Raw genomic sequence first — 17,783 nt, 5'->3', positions numbered from 1 at the left:
TTATTTATATTGTTTTAAATCTAAATTTTCCGCTTCATCAGCCAGACGAATGGCGGAGGCAATTTCAACTGCCATCCTGTGACTAGCTACATCATGCACGCGCACCACTTCCACACCCTGTCTCGCAGCGATACTAGTTACATGAGCCGAAGCCGTATCTCGATTGCGGAAACCAAGTTCTGTCTCAGGATTGACTTCAAAACCATTTTCTTCAAGAATATTGATGACAAACCGCTTGCGCGACACTCCGAGAAAGATTGGATAGCCTTTCTGATGTAGTTTATCCAGGTCCCGTAAAAGAAGCAGATTTTCTTTCTTGGTCAGACCAAAACCAATTCCTGGATCCAACAGGATATTTTCTTGTGCAATCCCAGCTTTCTTTGCTCTCGCTAGTGCTCGTTCAAAGAAAGCCTCCATCAAGTCTTCGATTGGCAATGTTTCAAAGTCAGCTAACTCTTCCTCTGTAAAAGTTTGATTAAATCCAAAATGAGGGAATATGAGCGAGCTAGGGTGCTGAGGTCGCGCCATGACTGGATTAAACATGATGACCACTTTCGCTCCAGCCTTGGCAACCACATGAGCCATTTTCTCATCACCCATGAGACCTGTGATGTCATTGACCAGATTGGCACCAGCAGCCAAAGCAGCCTCTGCCACCTGACTTTTCCATGTATCGATAGAAATGAGGACATCACTTTCCTTACGAATCGCTTTGATCACTGGAACAACACGCTGGATTTCCTCTTCTATCTCTATCTCAACATAGCTACTGCCTGGCCGAGTTGATTCTCCGCCGATATCTAGCATGCTGGCCCCTTCTGCTATCAATTTACGAGCCTGCTGGAGCGCTTGCTCAAGCGTAAAAAATTGACCACCATCCGAAAAGGAGTCTGGGGTTACATTGATAATTCCGCAAATAGCTGTCTTTGCATGATTGGCTTTACTTGACATATCGGTCACTCCCTCAAGGCTTTTCACCATATTATTTTTCTATTTTACCATAAAAAGAAAAAAATGGACACGATTGAATTCATCTTTTTCCCAGTAGAAACAAGTAAGCAATTGTCAAAAATCTTAAACAGAAATCCCTAATGTCCGACTCAAAATCACCACGAGAGCCAGCAAACAGAAAACAACCCCATTCACAATCATGTGAAGTAAGATAGACATTTCCAAACGTTGGGTCTTGTAAGCCGTCCAAGATAGAACGATCGACATAACTCCATAAATCAATAAAGAAGGTAAATTACTTGGTTGATGCAATAAAGCAAACACAATCGTACCGACTACAAATCCCAAGTTCTCCTTGCCTCGGAAAATCTTTTTAGGAACAATTCCCCGACACAAGATTTCCTCACAAATCGGAGCAAGCAAGGTCAATAAGAAGAAACTGGAAATCAGAGAACTATTCTGAACCATATCATTAATCTGAGACTGGTTACTTGTTGTCGTCTCATTTGACAGTTGTAACAAGATAGAACCAAGTATATTTGAACAGATAATGACTAAATAACTCAAGCCCAATCGTGCCAAATCCTTAGCTCTAAAAAATGAAAAATTGAAACTTGCTAATTGCGTTTTACGAGCTCCAATAATAAATAGCACCAGAACCACAATCGAAATACCAGCAACTATCAGTCCTGACTGTAATAGCTGTACTTCTCTTAAGGTTAAAATAGCAGTAACCCCTATAGGAATCTGATATAAAATTGTCGCCAGCAAAAAGATTAACAGCCAGCCTGCACGATTCAATAATTCTTTCCACATATTTTTCTCTTTCATCACCCATCTCCTTTGTATTAAAAAAGGGGGGAAATCCCCCTGGGTTATCCTATTATAAGGCCATGCTGATATAGTTAAGGATAAACAAGGCATCCAAAATCCAAATCATGACATGAACATCTTTAGCTTGACCTTTGACAAGCTTAGTCAAAGTGTAAGTCAAGAAACCAACCGCAATCCCTTGAGTGATAGAGTAGCTGAATCCCATAAAGATAGATGTGAAGAAAGCAGGAACCGCTTCAGACATATCGTCCCAATGGATATTTTTCAAGCTAGCCAACATCATAATCCCAACGATAATCAAGATTGGAGCTGTAGCGGCTGTTGGTACAATCGCTAGAAGTGGACTAAAGAAGCTTGAGATCGCAAAACAGATAGCTACAACCAAGGCTGTCAAACCAGTACGTCCACCTGCACCAATACCAGCAGCAGACTCAACATAAGTCGTTACGTTTGAAGTACCTGCGATGGCACCAATTGAAGTACCAATCAAGTCAGAGTAAAGAGCCTTATCCAACTTAGCTGATTGGTGATTTTCACCATTTGTCGCTACGATACCAACTTTTTCACCTGTACCGATCAAGGTACCAATCGTGTCAAAAATATCTGTCAATGAGAAGGCAAGAATGGCCATCAGAGTTTCAGGCAAGCGAGCTGTATCTGAAATCAAAGCTCCCAAACCTTCTGAACCAAGAGCTGCACCAAAGACTGTCTTCAAGTCTTCAAAAGCTGCACCAACATGGTTATTAGCAAAATCGATACTAGACAAATCTACCAAACCAACTGCGATAGCAAGAACAGTTGTTGTCAAGATAGAGAGGATAATTCCCCCTTTAATTCCTTTGATAACAAAGAAAATTGTGATAGCAAGTCCTGCAAGAGCCACTAAAACAGCTGGATTATTAAAGCTGACCAATCCTGGAACTGCTGAAGAGTTTGCTGCAATCGTTGCTTGAGCTTTGTCAGCCCCTTCTCCTACAACCGTATAATTTCCTGGATCAATCGTGAATTTCAAAAGTCCAGCATTCTTAATCCCTACATAGGCAAGGAAGACACCGATACCAGCTGAAATAGCTGAGCGAAGAGCATTGGGAATCGATTCAATGATCATTTTACGAACATTTGTCAAGGTAATAATCAATGAGATAATTCCACAGATGAAGACCATAGCTAGGGCTTCTTGCCAAGAATAACCGAGTCCAAATACAACTGTAAAGGTAAAGAAGGCATTGAGTCCCATACCTGGCGCTTGAGCATATGGTAAGTTGGCGTAGAAGGCCATCATCAGGGTACCAGCAACTGCACCGATAATCGTTGCGAGGAATACACCCTGAGCAGGCATTCCTGTTTGCGAAAGAATTTGTGGGTTTACAAAGAGAATATAGCTCATTGCAAAGAAAGTTGTTAAACCAGCGAGAACCTCTGTACGAACGTCTGTACCGTTCTCTTTTAGTTTAAATAATTTGTCCATTATCAATCTCCTTTTAATTTTTACGAACAATAATAGAATTATATCATTTATCATTCACTTTTTCAATATCTTTGTTTGATTTATTTAAGAATTTGATGAAATTTCTTTTTTGGTTTCGAATCTGCTTTTCTGCCTACTTTTTGTTATAATAGTAGACATCTTATCTGAAAAGACACTAGAAAGGTCCCTATGACGAAAAAAATTATTGCAGTTGACCTGGATGGAACCCTGCTCAACTCAGACAGTCAAATTTCTGATTTTACCAAAAAAACCATAAAAAAAGTTACTGAAAAAGGCCATCAAGTTATTATTACGACAGGGCGCCCTTACCGCATGTCAAAAGATTTTTACCGTGAACTAGACTTAAACACTCCTATGATTAACTTCAACGGCTCCCTTACTCATTTACCAGACCAAGTTTGGGATTTTGAAAAGTGTTTGACTGTAGACAAAAAATATCTGCTAGATATGGTTCAACGTTCAGAAGACATTCAAGCCGATTTTATCGCTGGAGAATACCGTAAAAAATTCTACATTACAAATCCTAATGAAGAAATTGCCAATCCCAAACTATTTGGCGTAGAAGCTTTCCACCCTGAAGATCAATTTCAACCTGAATTAGTGACCAAAGATCCTAACTGTATCCTATTACAGACCAGAGCCAGTGACAAGTATGCCTTGGCAAAAGAAATGAACGCCTTCTACCAGCATCAACTTTCTATTAATACCTGGGGAGGTCCGCTCAATATCCTTGAGTGTACACCCAAAGGAGTTAATAAGGCCTTTGCTTTGGACTACTTGCTCAAGGTAATGAACCGCGATAAAAAGGATTTGATTGCCTTTGGAGATGAACACAACGATACCGAAATGCTCGCTTTTGCTGGGAAAGGTTATGCAATGAAAAATGCCAACCCAGAGCTACTCCCCTATGCAGATGAGCAAATTTCCTTGACAAATGACCAAGACGGTGTTGCCAAAACCCTGCAAGACTTATTCTTATAGTCCATTCTGGCCAGCTTGTAAGCTGGTCTTTGTGCTCTTTTCACAGTCTCATCAACCAGTTAATCGATTGTTCTACTTTTTGCTTCCAAAACCTTGGAAAAGGCTTTTTTTGTGATATAATTCACATATAAATACAAGAGAGCTCGTCACACTCGACTCTGTTGACACAAAATCAATCCAGTCCCGTTGTCCCTGTTCTCGGTCAATATCAAGGAGGATAGCTATGAAAGCTGTTGTTGTAAATCCAGAAAGCACTGGTGTTGCTGTTGAAGAAAAAGTACTCCGTCCACTTGAAACTGGGGAAGCACTTGTAGAAATTGAATACTGTGGTGTTTGCCACACTGACCTTCACGTTGCCCATGGCGACTTCGGTCAGGTACCAGGACGTGTCCTAGGACATGAAGGTGTTGGTATCGTTAAGGAAATTGCTCCAGATGTGAAAAGCCTTAAAGTCGGCGACCGCGTCAGCGTTGCTTGGTTCTTTGAAGGATGTGGTACTTGCGAATACTGTACAACTGGCCGTGAAACTCTTTGCCGTACAGTAAAAAATGCCGGCTACTCAGTAGACGGTGGTATGGCTGAACAATGTATCGTAACAGCAGACTATGCTGTTAAAGTTCCTGACGGACTTGATCCAGCCCAAGCTTCATCTATCACATGTGCTGGTGTAACAACCTATAAAGCTATTAAAGAGGCCAAAGTTGAACCAGGCCAATGGGTTGTCCTTTACGGTGCTGGTGGCCTTGGTAACCTAGCTGTTCAATACGCTAAAAAAGTATTCAATGCTCATGTTATCGCAGTTGATATCAATAACGACAAACTTGCCCTTGCAAAAGAAGTAGGCGCTGACATTGTTATTAACGGCCTCGAAGTTGAAGATGTACCTGGACTTATCAAGGAAAAAACTGATGGAGGTGCTCACTCAGCTGTCGTAACTGCTGTGTCTAAAGTTGCCTTCAACCAGGCTGTTGACTCAGTTCGTGCTGGTGGTCGCGTTGTCGCTGTCGGCCTTCCTTCTGAAATGATGGAACTAAGTATCGTAAAAACCGTTCTAGATGGAATCCAAGTCATCGGTTCTCTTGTAGGAACTCGTAAAGACTTGGAAGAAGCCTTCCAATTCGGTGCAGAAGGTTTAGTAGTTCCAGTTGTTCAAAAACGTCCAATAGAAGATGCCGTAGCCATTTTCGACGAAATGGAAAAGGGTCAAATCCAAGGACGTATGGTACTCGACTTCACCCACTAATCTAATAGAAACCTATTTTAAAAGTTGGAATACGCTTCCAACTTTTTTATATTAAATTTTTAAATAAGGATTCAAAAAAACTTCTCTAAAACTCAATATATCAATATTTTCAGATGTAATCTTTTTAATTATTTTATGATAAATAGTTGATTTTTAGATGAAAACGGTTTATACTTAAAAAGTCTTAAAGTTTTCTTAAACGAAAACTAAAACAAAAAAGGAGGAATGACAATAATGAGTATCGGAATCATTATTGCGAGCCACGGCGAATTTGCTGCGGGTATTCATCAGTCAGGATCTATGATCTTTGGTGAACAAGAAAAGGTTCAAGTTGTAACCTTTATGCCAAATGAAGGTCCTGATGATCTATACGCTAAGTTTAATAATGCTGTTGCTGCATTTGACGCAGAAGATGAGGTTCTAGTTTTGGCTGACCTTTGGAGTGGATCTCCATTCAACCAAGCTAGCCGCGTGATGGGAGAAAATCCTGAGCGTAAGTTTGCCATCATCACAGGACTTAATTTACCGATGTTAATTCAAGCCTACACAGAGCGCCTCATGGACGCTGCTGCAGGTGTAGAAAAAGTCGCTGCGAATATTATTAAAGAAGCCAAAGATGGCATCAAAGCTCTTCCAGAAGAGCTCAATCCAGCTGAGGAAGTAGCAAGCGTTGCAGCTGCTCCAGTTGCCCAAGCTGCTATTCCAGAAGGAACTGTCATCGGAGACGGTAAACTCAAAATCAACCTTGCCCGTCTAGACACTCGTTTACTTCACGGTCAGGTTGCAACTGCTTGGACTCCAGATTCAAAAGCAGACCGTATCATCGTTGCTTCAGATAACGTAGCTAAAGACGAATTACGTAAAGAATTGATTAAACAAGCAGCTCCAGGTAAAGTGAAAGCAAACGTTGTTCCTATCCAAAAACTAATCGACGTTGCAAAAGATCCTCGCTTCGGAGAAACACATGCCCTTATCTTGTTTGAAACACCTCAAGATGCTCTTCGTGCTATCGAAGGTGGCGTGCCAATCAAAACTCTTAATGTTGGATCAATGGCTCACTCAACTGGTAAAACAATGGTTAACAACGTTTTGTCTATGGATAAAGAAGACGTTGCTACATTTGAAAAAATGCGTGACCTTGGTGTTGAATTTGATGTACGTAAAGTACCAAACGACACGAAAAAAGATTTGTTTGACTTGATCAACAAAGCAAACGTGCAATAATCGATTTTATGAAAGGATTTTAAAGATGTCTATTATTTCTATGGTTTTAGTAGTCGTTGTAGCCTTCCTAGCAGGTCTTGAAGGTATCCTCGACCAGTTCCAATTCCATCAACCAATCGTAGCTTGTACCCTTATCGGTCTTGTTACTGGTAACCTTGAAGCAGGTATTATCCTTGGTGGTTCTCTTCAAATGATAGCCCTTGGTTGGGCTAACATCGGAGCTGCCGTAGCTCCTGACGCTGCTCTTGCTTCTGTTGCTGCTGCCATTATCATGGTTCTTGGTGGCGACTTTACTAAGACAGGTATCGGTGTTGCCCAAGCGGTTGCTATCCCTCTTGCAGTTGCTGGTCTATTCTTGACTATGATTGTCCGTACACTCTCTGTCGGATTGGTTCACACTGCTGATGCTTCTGCTAAAAAAGGTGACTTCAAAGCAGTTGAACGTGCTCACTTTGTCGCACTTCTTCTTCAAGGTCTTCGTATTGCAGTCCCTGCAGCACTCCTTCTAATGGTACCAACTGAAACCGTACAAAGCATTCTAAATGCTATGCCTGATTGGCTCAAAGATGGTATGGCTATCGGTGGTGGTATGGTTGTTGCCGTTGGTTACGCTATGGTTATCAACATGATGGCAACTCGTGAAGTATGGCCATTCTTCGCTATCGGTTTCGTGCTTGCTGCCGTGTCAGATATTACTCTAATCGGATTTGGTGCTATCGGTGTTGCTATCGCTCTTATCTACCTTCACCTTTCTAAAACTGGTGGAAATAGTGGCGGAGGAGCCGCAACTTCTAACGACCCAATAGGCGATATCCTAGAAGACTACTAAGATAAGAAAGGACTGAAAACATCATGACTGAAAAACTTCAATTAACTAAATCAGATCGTAAAAAAGTTTGGTGGCGTTCAACTTTCTTACAAGGTTCTTGGAACTATGAACGTATGCAAAACTTGGGTTGGGCTTACTCATTAATTCCAGCTCTTAAAAAACTCTACACTAAAAAAGAAGATCAAATCGCTGCTCTTGAACGCCATCTTGAGTTCTTCAACACTCACCCATACGTAGCCGCTCCAATCATGGGGGTTACTCTTGCACTTGAAGAAGAACGTGCTAACGGTGTTGAAATTGATGACGCTGCTATCCAAGGGGTTAAAATCGGTATGATGGGACCTCTTGCTGGTATCGGTGACCCAGTATTCTGGTTTACAGTACGCCCAATCCTTGGATCACTCGGTGCTTCACTTGCCCTTACTGGTAATATCTTAGGTCCAATCCTCTTCTTCGTTCTTTGGAACTTGATTCGTATGTCATTCTTGTGGTATACACAAGAGATTGGATACAAGGCTGGATCTGAAATCACTAAAGATATGTCTGGCGGTATCCTCCAAGACATCACTAAAGGAGCTTCTATCCTTGGTATGTTCATTCTTGCTGTCCTTGTTCAACGTTGGGTAAATATTAAATTTGCTTTCGATGTTGCCAAAGTTCAACTAGATGAAAAGGCTTATATCCATTGGGATAAATTGCCAGAAGGATCTAAAGGTATTCAAGAAGCATTCGCACAAGTAGGACAAGGATTATCTCAAACATCTGAAAAAGTTACTACTTTCCAACAAAACTTGGATATGTTGATTCCTGGACTATCAGGACTACTCCTTACTTTCCTTTGCATGTACTTGCTTAAGAAAAAAGTATCTCCAATCACTATTATCCTTGCACTCTTCGCAGTGGGTATTGTGGCACATGTTCTTCACATCATGTAATCAAGCAACTTAAAAGGAATCAGGTTCTAAAATCTGATTCCTTTTTTCCATACTTTTATTCGGCCAAGGCACCCATTGGATCCCACGGTGCGAGTACAATTGGTTCTGCTTCATAGACAGCTTGTTCTTCTGCTGTCAGCAATTCTTTACGGACAACGATTTGGTAAGTGTATTCATCCATCCAAGCGTCTGAGGCAACAAAGTAACCATCTGCACCAACCTTGTCTCCCCATGAGTTTTCAACCTTCCACTTGGTTGACTTCCCATTTTCATCCAAGTCCACACCTGTCAAGACCATGGCGTGGGTCATCAAGCTTTCGCTGTAGTCCAGACGTCCAGCCTTGTCTTGAGTGAGTTTAATGTCCATGCTTGATTCAAAGTCATAAACATCTGTCGCAAGGATTCCAGCTTTGCGGTTGCTGAGCTGACCAACATCTGAACCAAACCAAACAGTCTCACCTGCTTGCATTTGAGCAATTGCCAACTCTTTCAAGCGCTCCATCGGCACGTTGATGTAACGAACCGCACGGCTACCAACCACATTTCCTAACATCTCAACTGTGTAAGATTGGCCGTAAGGCTTGTCAGCAGTTGGGGCGTTGATAACAGAAACGTAATCTTCTAGAGGAAGATTGACATATTTCTTGTAAAATTCTTGTGGAGTAATGCTCTTTTCACTTTGGTAGTTGTTATCTTTATCGCGATAAGCAAAGTCAAATGTACGTGGTGGAAGTCCTAAAGACATAGCAAGAAAGTTAAAGATTTCTTGCAAGAGGTCTTCTTTCTTAGCTTGAACAGTCGCTTGATCTGCACCAGAAACAAGCAAGTCACGCAAGATTTGAGCATCTTGGCGAAGCAATTTGTTAAGGATTGCATTTAGCTCACGGCTGCTACTAGATGAAACAGACTCAGGATAAACTGACTTGGGCACGACACCGTATTTCTCAAAGAGAGAAACGACCATATCCCACTGACCACCGTCTTGTTGAGGTGTTTGAAGTAGGAATTTAACCTTACGGCTAGTTAGGTCTTGGTCTGCAGTCGCAATCACTTGCTCTAAGAACCAGTTGGATTTCTCATACTTGTCCCAGAAGAAGGTGTGGGCCTGTGACAACTCAAAATTTTCCAATTTATATTGTGAAATGAGTTTGTGGCGGAAGGTGTTGAGAGCCGCAAACATCCAGCAACGACCAGACGCTTTCTGGTTAGTAACCTTGTCCTTGGTCAAATCCAATGAAAAAACAGGGGTGTTGTCTACATGGCTTTGGCGACGTTCTAGAGCTGCAAAAATTCCATTGTGACTAGCAGCATTTTCAATCGCTTGGTATTTTACATTTGCTTCATAATTGGCAAATAGTTTATCAGTAAATGATTCTTGAATCGCGTTCATAGATTCCTCCTTTTATTCTACAGTCTATTATAACTCTTTTTACAAAGGAAGCAACTGAAAAACATAAAAGGCAAGGACATTCTCCCTCACCTTTTCGAATATAAATCCAATTAAGCAATACTTGCAAGGAGAATCTCTAATTCTTTCTTGGTCAAGCGACGCCATTCTCCTCGTTGCAAGCTTTCATCTAAAATCAGAGTTCCCATAGTCAAACGTTGCAAGTCTACTACTTCCTTGCCGCAGTAGGCCACCATACGCTTGATCTGATGAAACTTCCCTTCTGCAATGGTCACACGGATTTGGCTCTGATTCTTTTCTGTATCTGTGGAAAGAATCTCCAGTCTAGCGGGTTGACAGGTAAAGTCTTTGAGCGGAATGCCCTTGGCAAATATCTCCACATCTTCTTGGGCCATAATTCCCTTGACCTGAGCCAAATAGGTCTTGTCCACATGATGCTTGGGTGAAAGAAGAGCATGGGCAAGCTTGCCGTCATTGGTCAAGAGCAAAAGACCATGCGTGTCAATATCCAAGCGACCTACTGGGAAAACTTCCTTGCTCCGAGCCAAGTCATCCAACAAGTCCAACACCGTTCTGTGTTTAGGATCTTCAGTCGCTGAAATAACCCCTTGGGGCTTGTTCATCATGTAGTAGACAAACTCTTCATACTCCAACACTTGCCCATCAAAGCGAATCTCATCTATTTTTTCATCAATCTGCAATTTAGCCGATTTTTCTTTTTTACCATTTACAGTCACACGCCCAGCCTTGAGCAAGTTTTTGACCTCAGTCCGGCTCCCCACAGCGCAGGCAACTAAAAATTTATCTAATCTCATAGAACTATTATATCATATCAAAAGGAGGCTGTCTCAATGACCAACCTCCTTTTCGTTTCAGATTTAAGAAATTAACTTCCTCGTCTCCAGAAAATCGCTAAGACAATCATGGAACCTAGTACTGCCGGAATAATGGCAGTTCCTGCTATTATCGGTCCCCAAGTCCCAAAAAGCAAGTGGCCTATAAAGGCACCAATCCAGCCGAGAAACATTTTCCCAAAACATCCCATTCGCTCTCCACGATTGGTTAGAGTACCTGCTAAAAATCCCACTAGGAGACCGACGAACATACTTCCTAACATATTATCTCCTTAATTTGCCCAATCTCCGTTACGAAAGAGTGGTACACGTGTCCCATCCTCACGGATACCATCGATATCCATTTGGTTAGAACCAATCATAAAGTCTACGTGAACATCTGAACGGTTAAGTCCCGCAGCTTCAAGCTCTTCTTCACTCATCTCTGCACCACCAACGACGCTAGTCGCATAGGCTGCACCGATAGCCAAGTGGTTTGAAGCATTCTCATCGAAAAGGGTGTTAAAGAAGGTAATGCCTGACTGAGAAATTGGGCTTGGATCTGGTACCAAGGCACATTCACCCAAGGCACGCGCACCCGCATTTTCAAAGACAAGATCTTTCATAACCTGATCACCCTTCTCAGCAGTGATATCTACGATTTGTCCATCCTTAAAGGTCACCTTAATGCCTTCGATGATATTTCCGTTATAGCTAAGTGGTTTTGTAGAGGTTACATAACCATCTGCACGACGGAAGTCAGGCGCTGTGAAGACTTCCTCTGTCGGCATATTTGGCAAGAATCCTTCGCCCTGTGCATTGATAGCCCCAGCTGATTCCCAAACGTGGTTCTTCGGCAAACCAAGTGTTAAATCTGTCCCTGGCGCTGTGTAGTGAAGGGCTGAAAATTGTTCTTTATTAAGCATATCTGCCTTACTCTTAAGGATAGCTGCATGCTCTTCCCAAGCCTTAACAGGATCTTCTTCATAGACACGGCAAGTTTTGAAAATTTGGTCCCAAAGGAGATCGACTGCTTCTTCGTCGCTCGCAGCATTTGGAAAGACTTTCTTAGCCCACTCAAGTCCAGCAGCAGCTGCTACAGTCCAGCTAACCTTGTTGGATTGCGTTGCGATGCGCATTGGCTTCATAGCAAGTCCCATAGCTTTAGCAGAAGCTGAAAGCTTATCAGCATCCACTCCGTTCAAGGCACCTGGATCAGATGAGCGAACTCCAAGACGGCTAGCCTTGTTTTCCAAGAGATAGTTCATCTCAGCAATCTTGTATTCTGGCACATTGTCCAGACGCTCCATCGGAGCATGGAGGAATTTCTCACGGTTAATGACATCATCTGTCCACTGAACGATCACCTCATGCGCACCCAAGGCATAAGCTTCTTTGACGATTAAGTGAGCCAACTCACGTTGCTCCACATCGATAGAGAGAGCCAAAGTGTGACCAGGTTGCACATTGATTCCGTTCGCAACCAATAATTTCGCATATTTTTCTAGATTTTCTTTAAAATTTGGTAAAACCATGTAAATTTCTCTTTTCTATTTTTATTTTTCTTTCAAAGCAGCGAATACCCCTGCTAAAGCAATGGCACCAGACAAGAGTGCTGTTGATAGAAGAATTGTCTGATCAGCAAGTTCTAGCTGATAGTCAAAAACTTTTTGAGCTGGTTTATCTTCCGCAAAGATTCTAAGTTTCATGAGAACCCCCTTAAAATTTATTAAAACAAATGACTATGACTGCCTGTCCTCAGTAAATTTAAAATCAATTCTTCCTTGTCTACTTTATAAACCAAAAGCCAATCTGGCTGGATATGGCATTCACGAACTACTTGAAAATACTTGGATGCCGTCAATTGATGATCACGATATCTAGCAGGAAGTTCTTTTTCTTGAACAAGAAAATTTAAAACTTCTTCTAATAATTCTGCCTTCAAACAACGCTTCATAGACAACTTAAAATCTTTTTTAAACTGTTTATGATAACGAATCTTAAGCACGCAAATCCTCCATCAAGTCAGAGACTGATTCAAAGGATTGGCTCATATTACGATTTTGGTCTAAATCCGTTAATACCTCAAGCAACTTCCGATTCTCGTCTAGTCTAACATCAAAAGGTAAACCCTGATATTGAATAGCCTGACGAAGGAAAATATTGATTGCAGTCGTCATATCCATTCCCAGATTATTAAATACCTGTTGGGCCTGCTCCTTCACCTCACTATCCAGACGGATGCTCATACTCGTCTTTGACATACTCTCACCCTCTTTCTATTTATTATTTTAACAAAAAAGAAGGCGAATGTAAATCTATTGGATATACATTAGCCCCCTTTATATTGATTTTTTGATAATCTCAAAGATTCACAGAGAAAGCAGGAGAAAGAATAAGAAATTTACATATTATCCTTGCAGGTCACTAACATTTTCATATTTAATATTTACTTCCGAAGTCGAATTTGCAAATTTATAACCCATGAACAAAGCATTAAAATCGCTATAAGTTGATAAAATGATCTGATACTTATCTATAATTCCATGACGTAAAATTTCAATAAAAGATAGTACATTCATAGCATCCATATCTTGAACTGGATCATCTATCATTAAGAAGTTAAGATTATCAGATAACTTAAACATTGTATTCAAGGAGAGAGTAAATGCTAGAGACACAACAGCCAACTGCCCTGTACTCAGCTGATTCATTACATCATGATCATTATTAGTGTCGGATTTAAATCTAATAATTGCTACCTTTCCATTATCACTATTCGTTGTTTTCTTGTGCGTTAAGAAAATCCCCATACCTTGTTGATAATTTTGTAACATTTTTGCTGAGTATATAAAGAATGGGATACGTAGTTTTTTAACAATATCTATTTTGAACTGTTTTACTTCCTCCTTATATATAGTATTAATTCCTTCTAATCGTTCCACAGTTGTTCTCAATGTTTCTATCTGACTTGATAAATTTTGAAGTTGCTGATTTTGAACTAGTTTATGCTGTCCATCAAGATAAAGTTTCTTATTTTCTAAATCTCCAATACTAATATCCTCTAATACTTCCACTTTACTTTGAAAATATGTAGGAAATATGTTCTCAGCGTCTGCTATCAGATTCTCATTAATAGCATATTTATTATCAACTGCCGAGTGAATAGCATTTTTTAATTCAAGCAATCGACTATCAATCGTCGCCATATTTATCTTCGAATATGAACTTGATTCCAATTGGTACGTTTCAAACTGCAATTCAGAAAATTCTTCTCTTAAATCACCCAGTTGTCTCTTTATATTTTCCAGATTATTAATATCTAGTAACCGATAAACATCATTATCAACTACTAATTTTGATTGAAATTCTTGCAAGTATAACTGGTACTGCTGGATATAGTCTTTAAATTCTAACCTTCCCAACTCATATGGTACCATAATTGTGTACGACTGAATAAAAGTTTTAAAACCTTCGACATTTTGAGAATAACTTTGATACGAATTTTTTAATTCTTGTAATCTATCTAATACATTTTTATCTACATCCGTAGAAAGGCTATTTATTTCATCAATGATTTTCTGCTTCAGTTGCTGGATCAATTCATTCAGCAATAATTGAACTTCGTGTAATCGCTGACTATCTCTAGATGAAATTTCAGATAGATAAGCTTCATAACTATCATAAGCTTGTTTCAAATCATTGAAAGAATCAAACTGATTGCTACAGAATGGACATTTATTTTCGTCAACATATTGATGTCTTAATTCATTAAACTTGCCACTCAAATCACTTCTACGTTGTCGTAAATCACTTAAATTTTTGTCCACCTGTCCTGCATTTTCTCTTAATCCCTGGTAAAGTGTCCACTGATCTTTAAGTAATTTAAAATCATTTGAGAGGATATCGTCTTGAACACACTGAAAAGACTCTGCTGTCATTTGATTAATATCAGTAGATAGATACGCCCAGTATTGATGTAATTGTTGTCTTCGCCTATATTCTTGGGTGATAGTTTCAAATGATCGAATATAATTTTCTAAAAGTACGTATTCAAATACTCTCGGGTTCTCTAATGTATATTTTTCCCAATGCCATTTATTATTCGGTCTTTGAACAAATGGAGATAAAATTGCGAGGCGTAAAGCACTGCCAATAGTATTGATTTCTTTCTTCCGCTTATCTCTTTCCAACTTTCGTTGATATTCAGAAATAGAAAACCTCTGTTTAAATTCAATAATCTTTTTAATTGTGACTTTGAAATCATCTAACTGGCTGAGGTTGTCTACAGAAAACGGATTTTCTTTATCAAATTGAAAAACCTGTTTGATAAACAATCTTTTATAAGGGATGTTATTCAATTCTTGCTGGGTAAGTTTCTCTTGTTGCTTAATAAGAAATCCCAATTTATCGCTGATAGCTTTATTTACTTTTTCAATCTTACTTATTCTATCTTCTATCTCATCAGTTTTAACCAAAAACGAGAGATTGTTACTTCTATCTTTCTCAGATTTCTTCAAGAAAAATGTCGTTTCTTCTTGTTGAATATAGTTAAACAGATTAAAAATCTTAGCAATTTCATATTTCCCATTAATCTCTAAAAAATTATCAACTGTAGTCTGATCTATTTCAGATACTTTAACATTATTATCTATGCTGATGAAATTTTCACCAGTTACTTCCTCCTGGCGAAACAACTTAAATTGCTCGATAGATTTCTTTGGGGCAAACAACCTTCCATCAGTAGTACTATTGTTTGTTAATTCTCGAATAATAACTAAGTGTTCACCATTTGATTTTTCCAACCATAATTTTACAATCACCGGCTGAGATATATCATTTTGAAAGAAAGGTTTATTATACGAAACATTCTCCCCGGTTACTTGAAACGTTTGAGTAATTCGAGAAATATTACCCGTCAAACCTAACTCTATTGCATCAAAAATAGTTGTCTTTCCAAATCCATTTGGTCCAACTAAAAAAGTTATACTATCACTAAAATCAATAATCGTTTTTTGCCTAAAATTTTTAAAATTATAAAGTAAAATCTTCTTTATTTTCATAAAATTATTCTTCCAAAATCTGTCTTAAATTATCAAACATACCGCTATTTTCAAATTGTTCACGAATATTATCACTATTAAACAATTCTAAAATCTGATTTACTTGTTGCTCCTTTTTGACTTGTTGTTCACTTTCCATACGTAATTTTATTTTATCCTCAATTGTTGCAAATGGTTTATCAGAATGAGGTAGAGAAATAAACGGTAACTTGATGATTAGTTGCATAGCAATAAAGTAGGAATCATCAAAAAACATGTTTCCCTCAAATTTATCAAATAAACTTTCTTCTTCTGAATCATCGCCGTTGTTTTGAACGAACTGAAGTAAATCCTGAATATCAGGATTAAGTTTATCTAGACCTTCATCAGTATAAAAAATAATATACTTCCTAAAATAGTATTCATCCTCTTCGATTCTCATGGCTATATTCTTAAAACGTTCATATACTTCTTTAATATTATTAACTTTCACAGACACAAATAAGGACGTATTCTTTTTTATTTTATTATCTTGAATTTTTTCGAATTCCGATATTAGCTGATTCGTCTTTTCACAAGTAAAAAAATTTTGTGTTTTGTCACCACTTGATTCCAATTCTTCTACATCATATTCTTGAATTATGAAAAATTCATTGTTATTATTCCACAATTCAATACCTTGGTCAATACACTGATAGTCATCCTTTTCTAAAATTTTTTTCATGAAGTTATTCATCACTATTTTGATCCTCCCTCAATTTTAGAACAGTTTTCTCATAGTCTATATATTCTAAATTAATTGAAAATATATTATCCTTCTCCTTCCCCAGTAATCCAGACTTCAATTTTTCTTTTCCCTCTTCATCTATAGGTTGAACTTCAAAAAATTTTTTGCCTTCAATATTCATATTGATCAAATAATCTGTATTAAAACTAGCTCTTATAAATCCAATATTTTTCATAATGTCATTTTTAACTTCACCAGCAGCAGCTTTTGGTTGGTGAATCATACTTAACCTAAACGACTCCTGATTAGTTTGATAATACAAGTTATTTAATATAAATTTTTCTTTTTTATACCACCTAAAAAAATTATACAAAATATATTTAATACTACCTCTATCAATCAAATTATCTAGATTATTCAAATCTTGTAGTTTCGAAATGCTATTATCAGGATGCATGTCAATTAATATATTTTTGAAGTCATCATCAGCTAAATTTAGAATTTCATTTATTATTGTATTATCAACATCATTATCAAAACTTTCATTCCAATAAAGTGAAAATAACCCTTTTGCTCTACGAATTGATTGTCTTTCGCGTTTTTCAGTAGAAGTAACAATATTGTAAATCTCTGGAAATAAAATTACTGGATTTGCACTTCCTCCAGCTTCATGCGCCTCTCTTATTTTTGTGCACAATAAATTTTTCAGTTCAAATAAAGTTTCTTTAATATGTTCATCATCATCTTTCAGGCTGGGACTATGTGCAATGAGTAAGCTTTTTATTTCTTCCTTACAAAAACTATCTATTTTAGACTCACTAACATTACTCAAGTCACAATACTTGCAACCATCAGGATACTCGTATAGTTTAACATTTTTATCATTTGGAATAAATTTGGGTTTATATGGTAGTTCTTTAAACTCCTCTTCTGATAATTCAAAGCCAATTACATCACAAATTGTATGTAAGTATCTAGAATTTTCTTCAACTCCATCTTCCTTAAATCCAGTTAGTACATCTTTATAATCGTTAAGATTCTTTTTATTTTTCTTTGCCTTTACTTGATGTCTTGATATAACTTCAATCCCTTTCACTATATCAATATCCTCTCCATCTTCTTTTTCAAATTGGACAGAGTAACCCCTAAAATCTTCATCGTTCTGAATCAACATATTTAATTCTTTCAAAGCAAGAAAAATACCAACCTGCCCCTGATGGTTATATCCACTCCAACTGGATGTTGCATTATTTTTTTCCCCAGCCAACTTACTTACAACCTCCTTTA

The 17,783-nt window shown here is 38.5% G+C and carries 18 protein-coding genes; 5 read left to right on the top strand and 13 right to left on the bottom strand.

The features are described 5' to 3' along the window. The 3 genes from folP to QS39_RS03540 all read right to left on the bottom strand — a co-directional run bounded on the left by folP (position 1) and on the right by QS39_RS03540 (position 3,253). Positions 1-981, bottom strand: coding sequence for a dihydropteroate synthase (gene folP / locus QS39_RS03550; RefSeq protein ID WP_180374995.1), 981 nt, complete (start codon positions 979-981; stop codon positions 1-3). A 93-nt stretch (positions 982-1,074) separates the two neighbouring features. Then, positions 1,075-1,782 carry a CPBP family intramembrane glutamic endopeptidase gene (locus QS39_RS03545; RefSeq protein WP_180374994.1) on the bottom strand — a complete coding sequence of 236 codons (708 nt, stop codon included), beginning with the start codon at positions 1,780-1,782 and terminating at the stop codon, positions 1,075-1,077. A 52-nt stretch (positions 1,783-1,834) separates the two neighbouring features. Next, on the bottom strand, positions 1,835-3,253 hold the full coding sequence (locus tag QS39_RS03540) for an NCS2 family permease (protein ID WP_000359286.1): 1,419 nt from the start codon (positions 3,251-3,253) through the stop codon (positions 1,835-1,837). Positions 3,254-3,442: 189 nt separating this feature from the next. Here QS39_RS03540 and QS39_RS03535 point away from each other — a divergent pair, with 189 nt between their 5' ends. From QS39_RS03535 to QS39_RS03515, 5 genes are all read left to right on the top strand, one after another. Further along, positions 3,443-4,255, top strand: a complete 813-nt coding sequence (locus tag QS39_RS03535; RefSeq protein WP_077804644.1) for a Cof-type HAD-IIB family hydrolase — start codon at positions 3,443-3,445, stop codon at positions 4,253-4,255. Positions 4,256-4,478: 223 nt separating this feature from the next. Continuing rightward, positions 4,479-5,498: an alcohol dehydrogenase AdhP gene (adhP, locus tag QS39_RS03530; RefSeq protein WP_000649185.1), complete on the top strand. Its 1,020-nt coding sequence runs from the start codon at positions 4,479-4,481 to the stop codon at positions 5,496-5,498. 234 nt (positions 5,499-5,732) lie between these two features. Continuing rightward, positions 5,733-6,722 (top strand): PTS sugar transporter subunit IIB, encoded by a 990-nt coding sequence (locus tag QS39_RS03525; RefSeq protein WP_077804643.1) that lies wholly within the window; start codon positions 5,733-5,735, stop codon positions 6,720-6,722. Positions 6,723-6,747: 25 nt separating this feature from the next. After that, positions 6,748-7,551, top strand: coding sequence for a PTS mannose/fructose/sorbose transporter subunit IIC (locus QS39_RS03520; protein ID WP_077804642.1), 804 nt, complete (start codon positions 6,748-6,750; stop codon positions 7,549-7,551). 23 nt (positions 7,552-7,574) lie between these two features. After that, on the top strand, positions 7,575-8,486 hold the full coding sequence (locus QS39_RS03515) for a PTS system mannose/fructose/sorbose family transporter subunit IID (protein WP_000136865.1): 912 nt from the start codon (positions 7,575-7,577) through the stop codon (positions 8,484-8,486). A 55-nt stretch (positions 8,487-8,541) separates the two neighbouring features. On the opposite strand, the gene pepC is transcribed toward QS39_RS03515, so the two are convergent. The 10 genes from pepC to QS39_RS03460 all read right to left on the bottom strand — a co-directional run bounded on the left by pepC (position 8,542) and on the right by QS39_RS03460 (position 17,763). Continuing rightward, complete coding sequence (pepC, locus tag QS39_RS03510) at positions 8,542-9,876, bottom strand: aminopeptidase C (protein ID WP_049521017.1); 1,335 nt, start codon at positions 9,874-9,876, stop codon at positions 8,542-8,544. Between the two features lie 110 nt (positions 9,877-9,986). Next, on the bottom strand, positions 9,987-10,709 hold the full coding sequence (locus QS39_RS03500) for a pseudouridine synthase (protein WP_001234905.1): 723 nt from the start codon (positions 10,707-10,709) through the stop codon (positions 9,987-9,989). Positions 10,710-10,780: 71 nt separating this feature from the next. Continuing rightward, positions 10,781-11,011, bottom strand: a complete 231-nt coding sequence (locus QS39_RS03495; protein ID WP_000901572.1) for a GlsB/YeaQ/YmgE family stress response membrane protein — start codon at positions 11,009-11,011, stop codon at positions 10,781-10,783. Positions 11,012-11,020: 9 nt separating this feature from the next. Further along, positions 11,021-12,262 carry an aminopeptidase gene (locus QS39_RS03490; protein WP_000243934.1) on the bottom strand — a complete coding sequence of 414 codons (1,242 nt, stop codon included), beginning with the start codon at positions 12,260-12,262 and terminating at the stop codon, positions 11,021-11,023. A gap of 21 nt (positions 12,263-12,283) precedes the next feature. Then, positions 12,284-12,436, bottom strand: a complete 153-nt coding sequence (locus QS39_RS03485) for a hypothetical protein (protein WP_077804640.1) — start codon at positions 12,434-12,436, stop codon at positions 12,284-12,286. Between the two features lie 20 nt (positions 12,437-12,456). Then, on the bottom strand, positions 12,457-12,735 hold the full coding sequence (locus tag QS39_RS03480; RefSeq protein WP_077804639.1) for a type II toxin-antitoxin system YafQ family toxin: 279 nt from the start codon (positions 12,733-12,735) through the stop codon (positions 12,457-12,459). Beyond that, positions 12,728-12,991, bottom strand: a complete 264-nt coding sequence (locus QS39_RS03475; protein ID WP_000047859.1) for a type II toxin-antitoxin system RelB/DinJ family antitoxin — start codon at positions 12,989-12,991, stop codon at positions 12,728-12,730. The genes QS39_RS03480 and QS39_RS03475 overlap by 8 nt, the downstream gene beginning before the upstream one ends. A gap of 147 nt (positions 12,992-13,138) precedes the next feature. Next, positions 13,139-15,790 carry an AAA family ATPase gene (locus QS39_RS03470; RefSeq protein WP_049535540.1) on the bottom strand — a complete coding sequence of 884 codons (2,652 nt, stop codon included), beginning with the start codon at positions 15,788-15,790 and terminating at the stop codon, positions 13,139-13,141. Positions 15,791-15,794: 4 nt separating this feature from the next. Beyond that, positions 15,795-16,493: an ABC-three component system middle component 1 gene (locus QS39_RS03465; protein WP_239682344.1), complete on the bottom strand. Its 699-nt coding sequence runs from the start codon at positions 16,491-16,493 to the stop codon at positions 15,795-15,797. 4 nt (positions 16,494-16,497) lie between these two features. Next, positions 16,498-17,763 carry an ABC-three component system protein gene (locus QS39_RS03460; protein ID WP_077804638.1) on the bottom strand — a complete coding sequence of 422 codons (1,266 nt, stop codon included), beginning with the start codon at positions 17,761-17,763 and terminating at the stop codon, positions 16,498-16,500. Between the last annotated feature and the right edge of the window lie 20 nt (positions 17,764-17,783).

The organism is Streptococcus mitis, from assembly GCF_002005545.1.
Classification (GTDB): domain Bacteria; phylum Bacillota; class Bacilli; order Lactobacillales; family Streptococcaceae; genus Streptococcus; species Streptococcus mitis_I.
This window is presented reverse-complemented; position numbering and strand designations above follow the sequence as displayed.

Excerpts from the sequence above, each read along its gene's own strand:
- folP (WP_180374995.1), bottom strand. The coding sequence starts at position 981 with ATGGTGAAAAGCCTTGAGGGAGTGACCGATATGTCAAGTAAAGCCAAT.
- QS39_RS03545 (WP_180374994.1), bottom strand. The coding sequence starts at position 1,782 with ATGAAAGAGAAAAATATGTGGAAAGAATTATTGAATCGTGCAGGCTGG.
- QS39_RS03540 (WP_000359286.1), bottom strand. The coding sequence starts at position 3,253 with ATGGACAAATTATTTAAACTAAAAGAGAACGGTACAGACGTTCGTACA.
- QS39_RS03535 (WP_077804644.1), top strand. The coding sequence starts at position 3,443 with ATGACGAAAAAAATTATTGCAGTTGACCTGGATGGAACCCTGCTCAAC.
- adhP (WP_000649185.1), top strand. The coding sequence starts at position 4,479 with ATGAAAGCTGTTGTTGTAAATCCAGAAAGCACTGGTGTTGCTGTTGAA.
- QS39_RS03525 (WP_077804643.1), top strand. The coding sequence starts at position 5,733 with ATGAGTATCGGAATCATTATTGCGAGCCACGGCGAATTTGCTGCGGGT.
- QS39_RS03520 (WP_077804642.1), top strand. The coding sequence starts at position 6,748 with ATGTCTATTATTTCTATGGTTTTAGTAGTCGTTGTAGCCTTCCTAGCA.
- QS39_RS03515 (WP_000136865.1), top strand. The coding sequence starts at position 7,575 with ATGACTGAAAAACTTCAATTAACTAAATCAGATCGTAAAAAAGTTTGG.
- pepC (WP_049521017.1), bottom strand. The coding sequence starts at position 9,876 with ATGAACGCGATTCAAGAATCATTTACTGATAAACTATTTGCCAATTAT.
- QS39_RS03500 (WP_001234905.1), bottom strand. The coding sequence starts at position 10,709 with ATGAGATTAGATAAATTTTTAGTTGCCTGCGCTGTGGGGAGCCGGACT.
- QS39_RS03495 (WP_000901572.1), bottom strand. The coding sequence starts at position 11,011 with ATGTTAGGAAGTATGTTCGTCGGTCTCCTAGTGGGATTTTTAGCAGGT.
- QS39_RS03490 (WP_000243934.1), bottom strand. The coding sequence starts at position 12,262 with ATGGTTTTACCAAATTTTAAAGAAAATCTAGAAAAATATGCGAAATTA.
- QS39_RS03485 (WP_077804640.1), bottom strand. The coding sequence starts at position 12,436 with ATGAAACTTAGAATCTTTGCGGAAGATAAACCAGCTCAAAAAGTTTTT.
- QS39_RS03475 (WP_000047859.1), bottom strand. The coding sequence starts at position 12,991 with ATGTCAAAGACGAGTATGAGCATCCGTCTGGATAGTGAGGTGAAGGAG.
- QS39_RS03470 (WP_049535540.1), bottom strand. The coding sequence starts at position 15,790 with ATGAAAATAAAGAAGATTTTACTTTATAATTTTAAAAATTTTAGGCAA.
- QS39_RS03465 (WP_239682344.1), bottom strand. The coding sequence starts at position 16,493 with ATGAAAAAAATTTTAGAAAAGGATGACTATCAGTGTATTGACCAAGGT.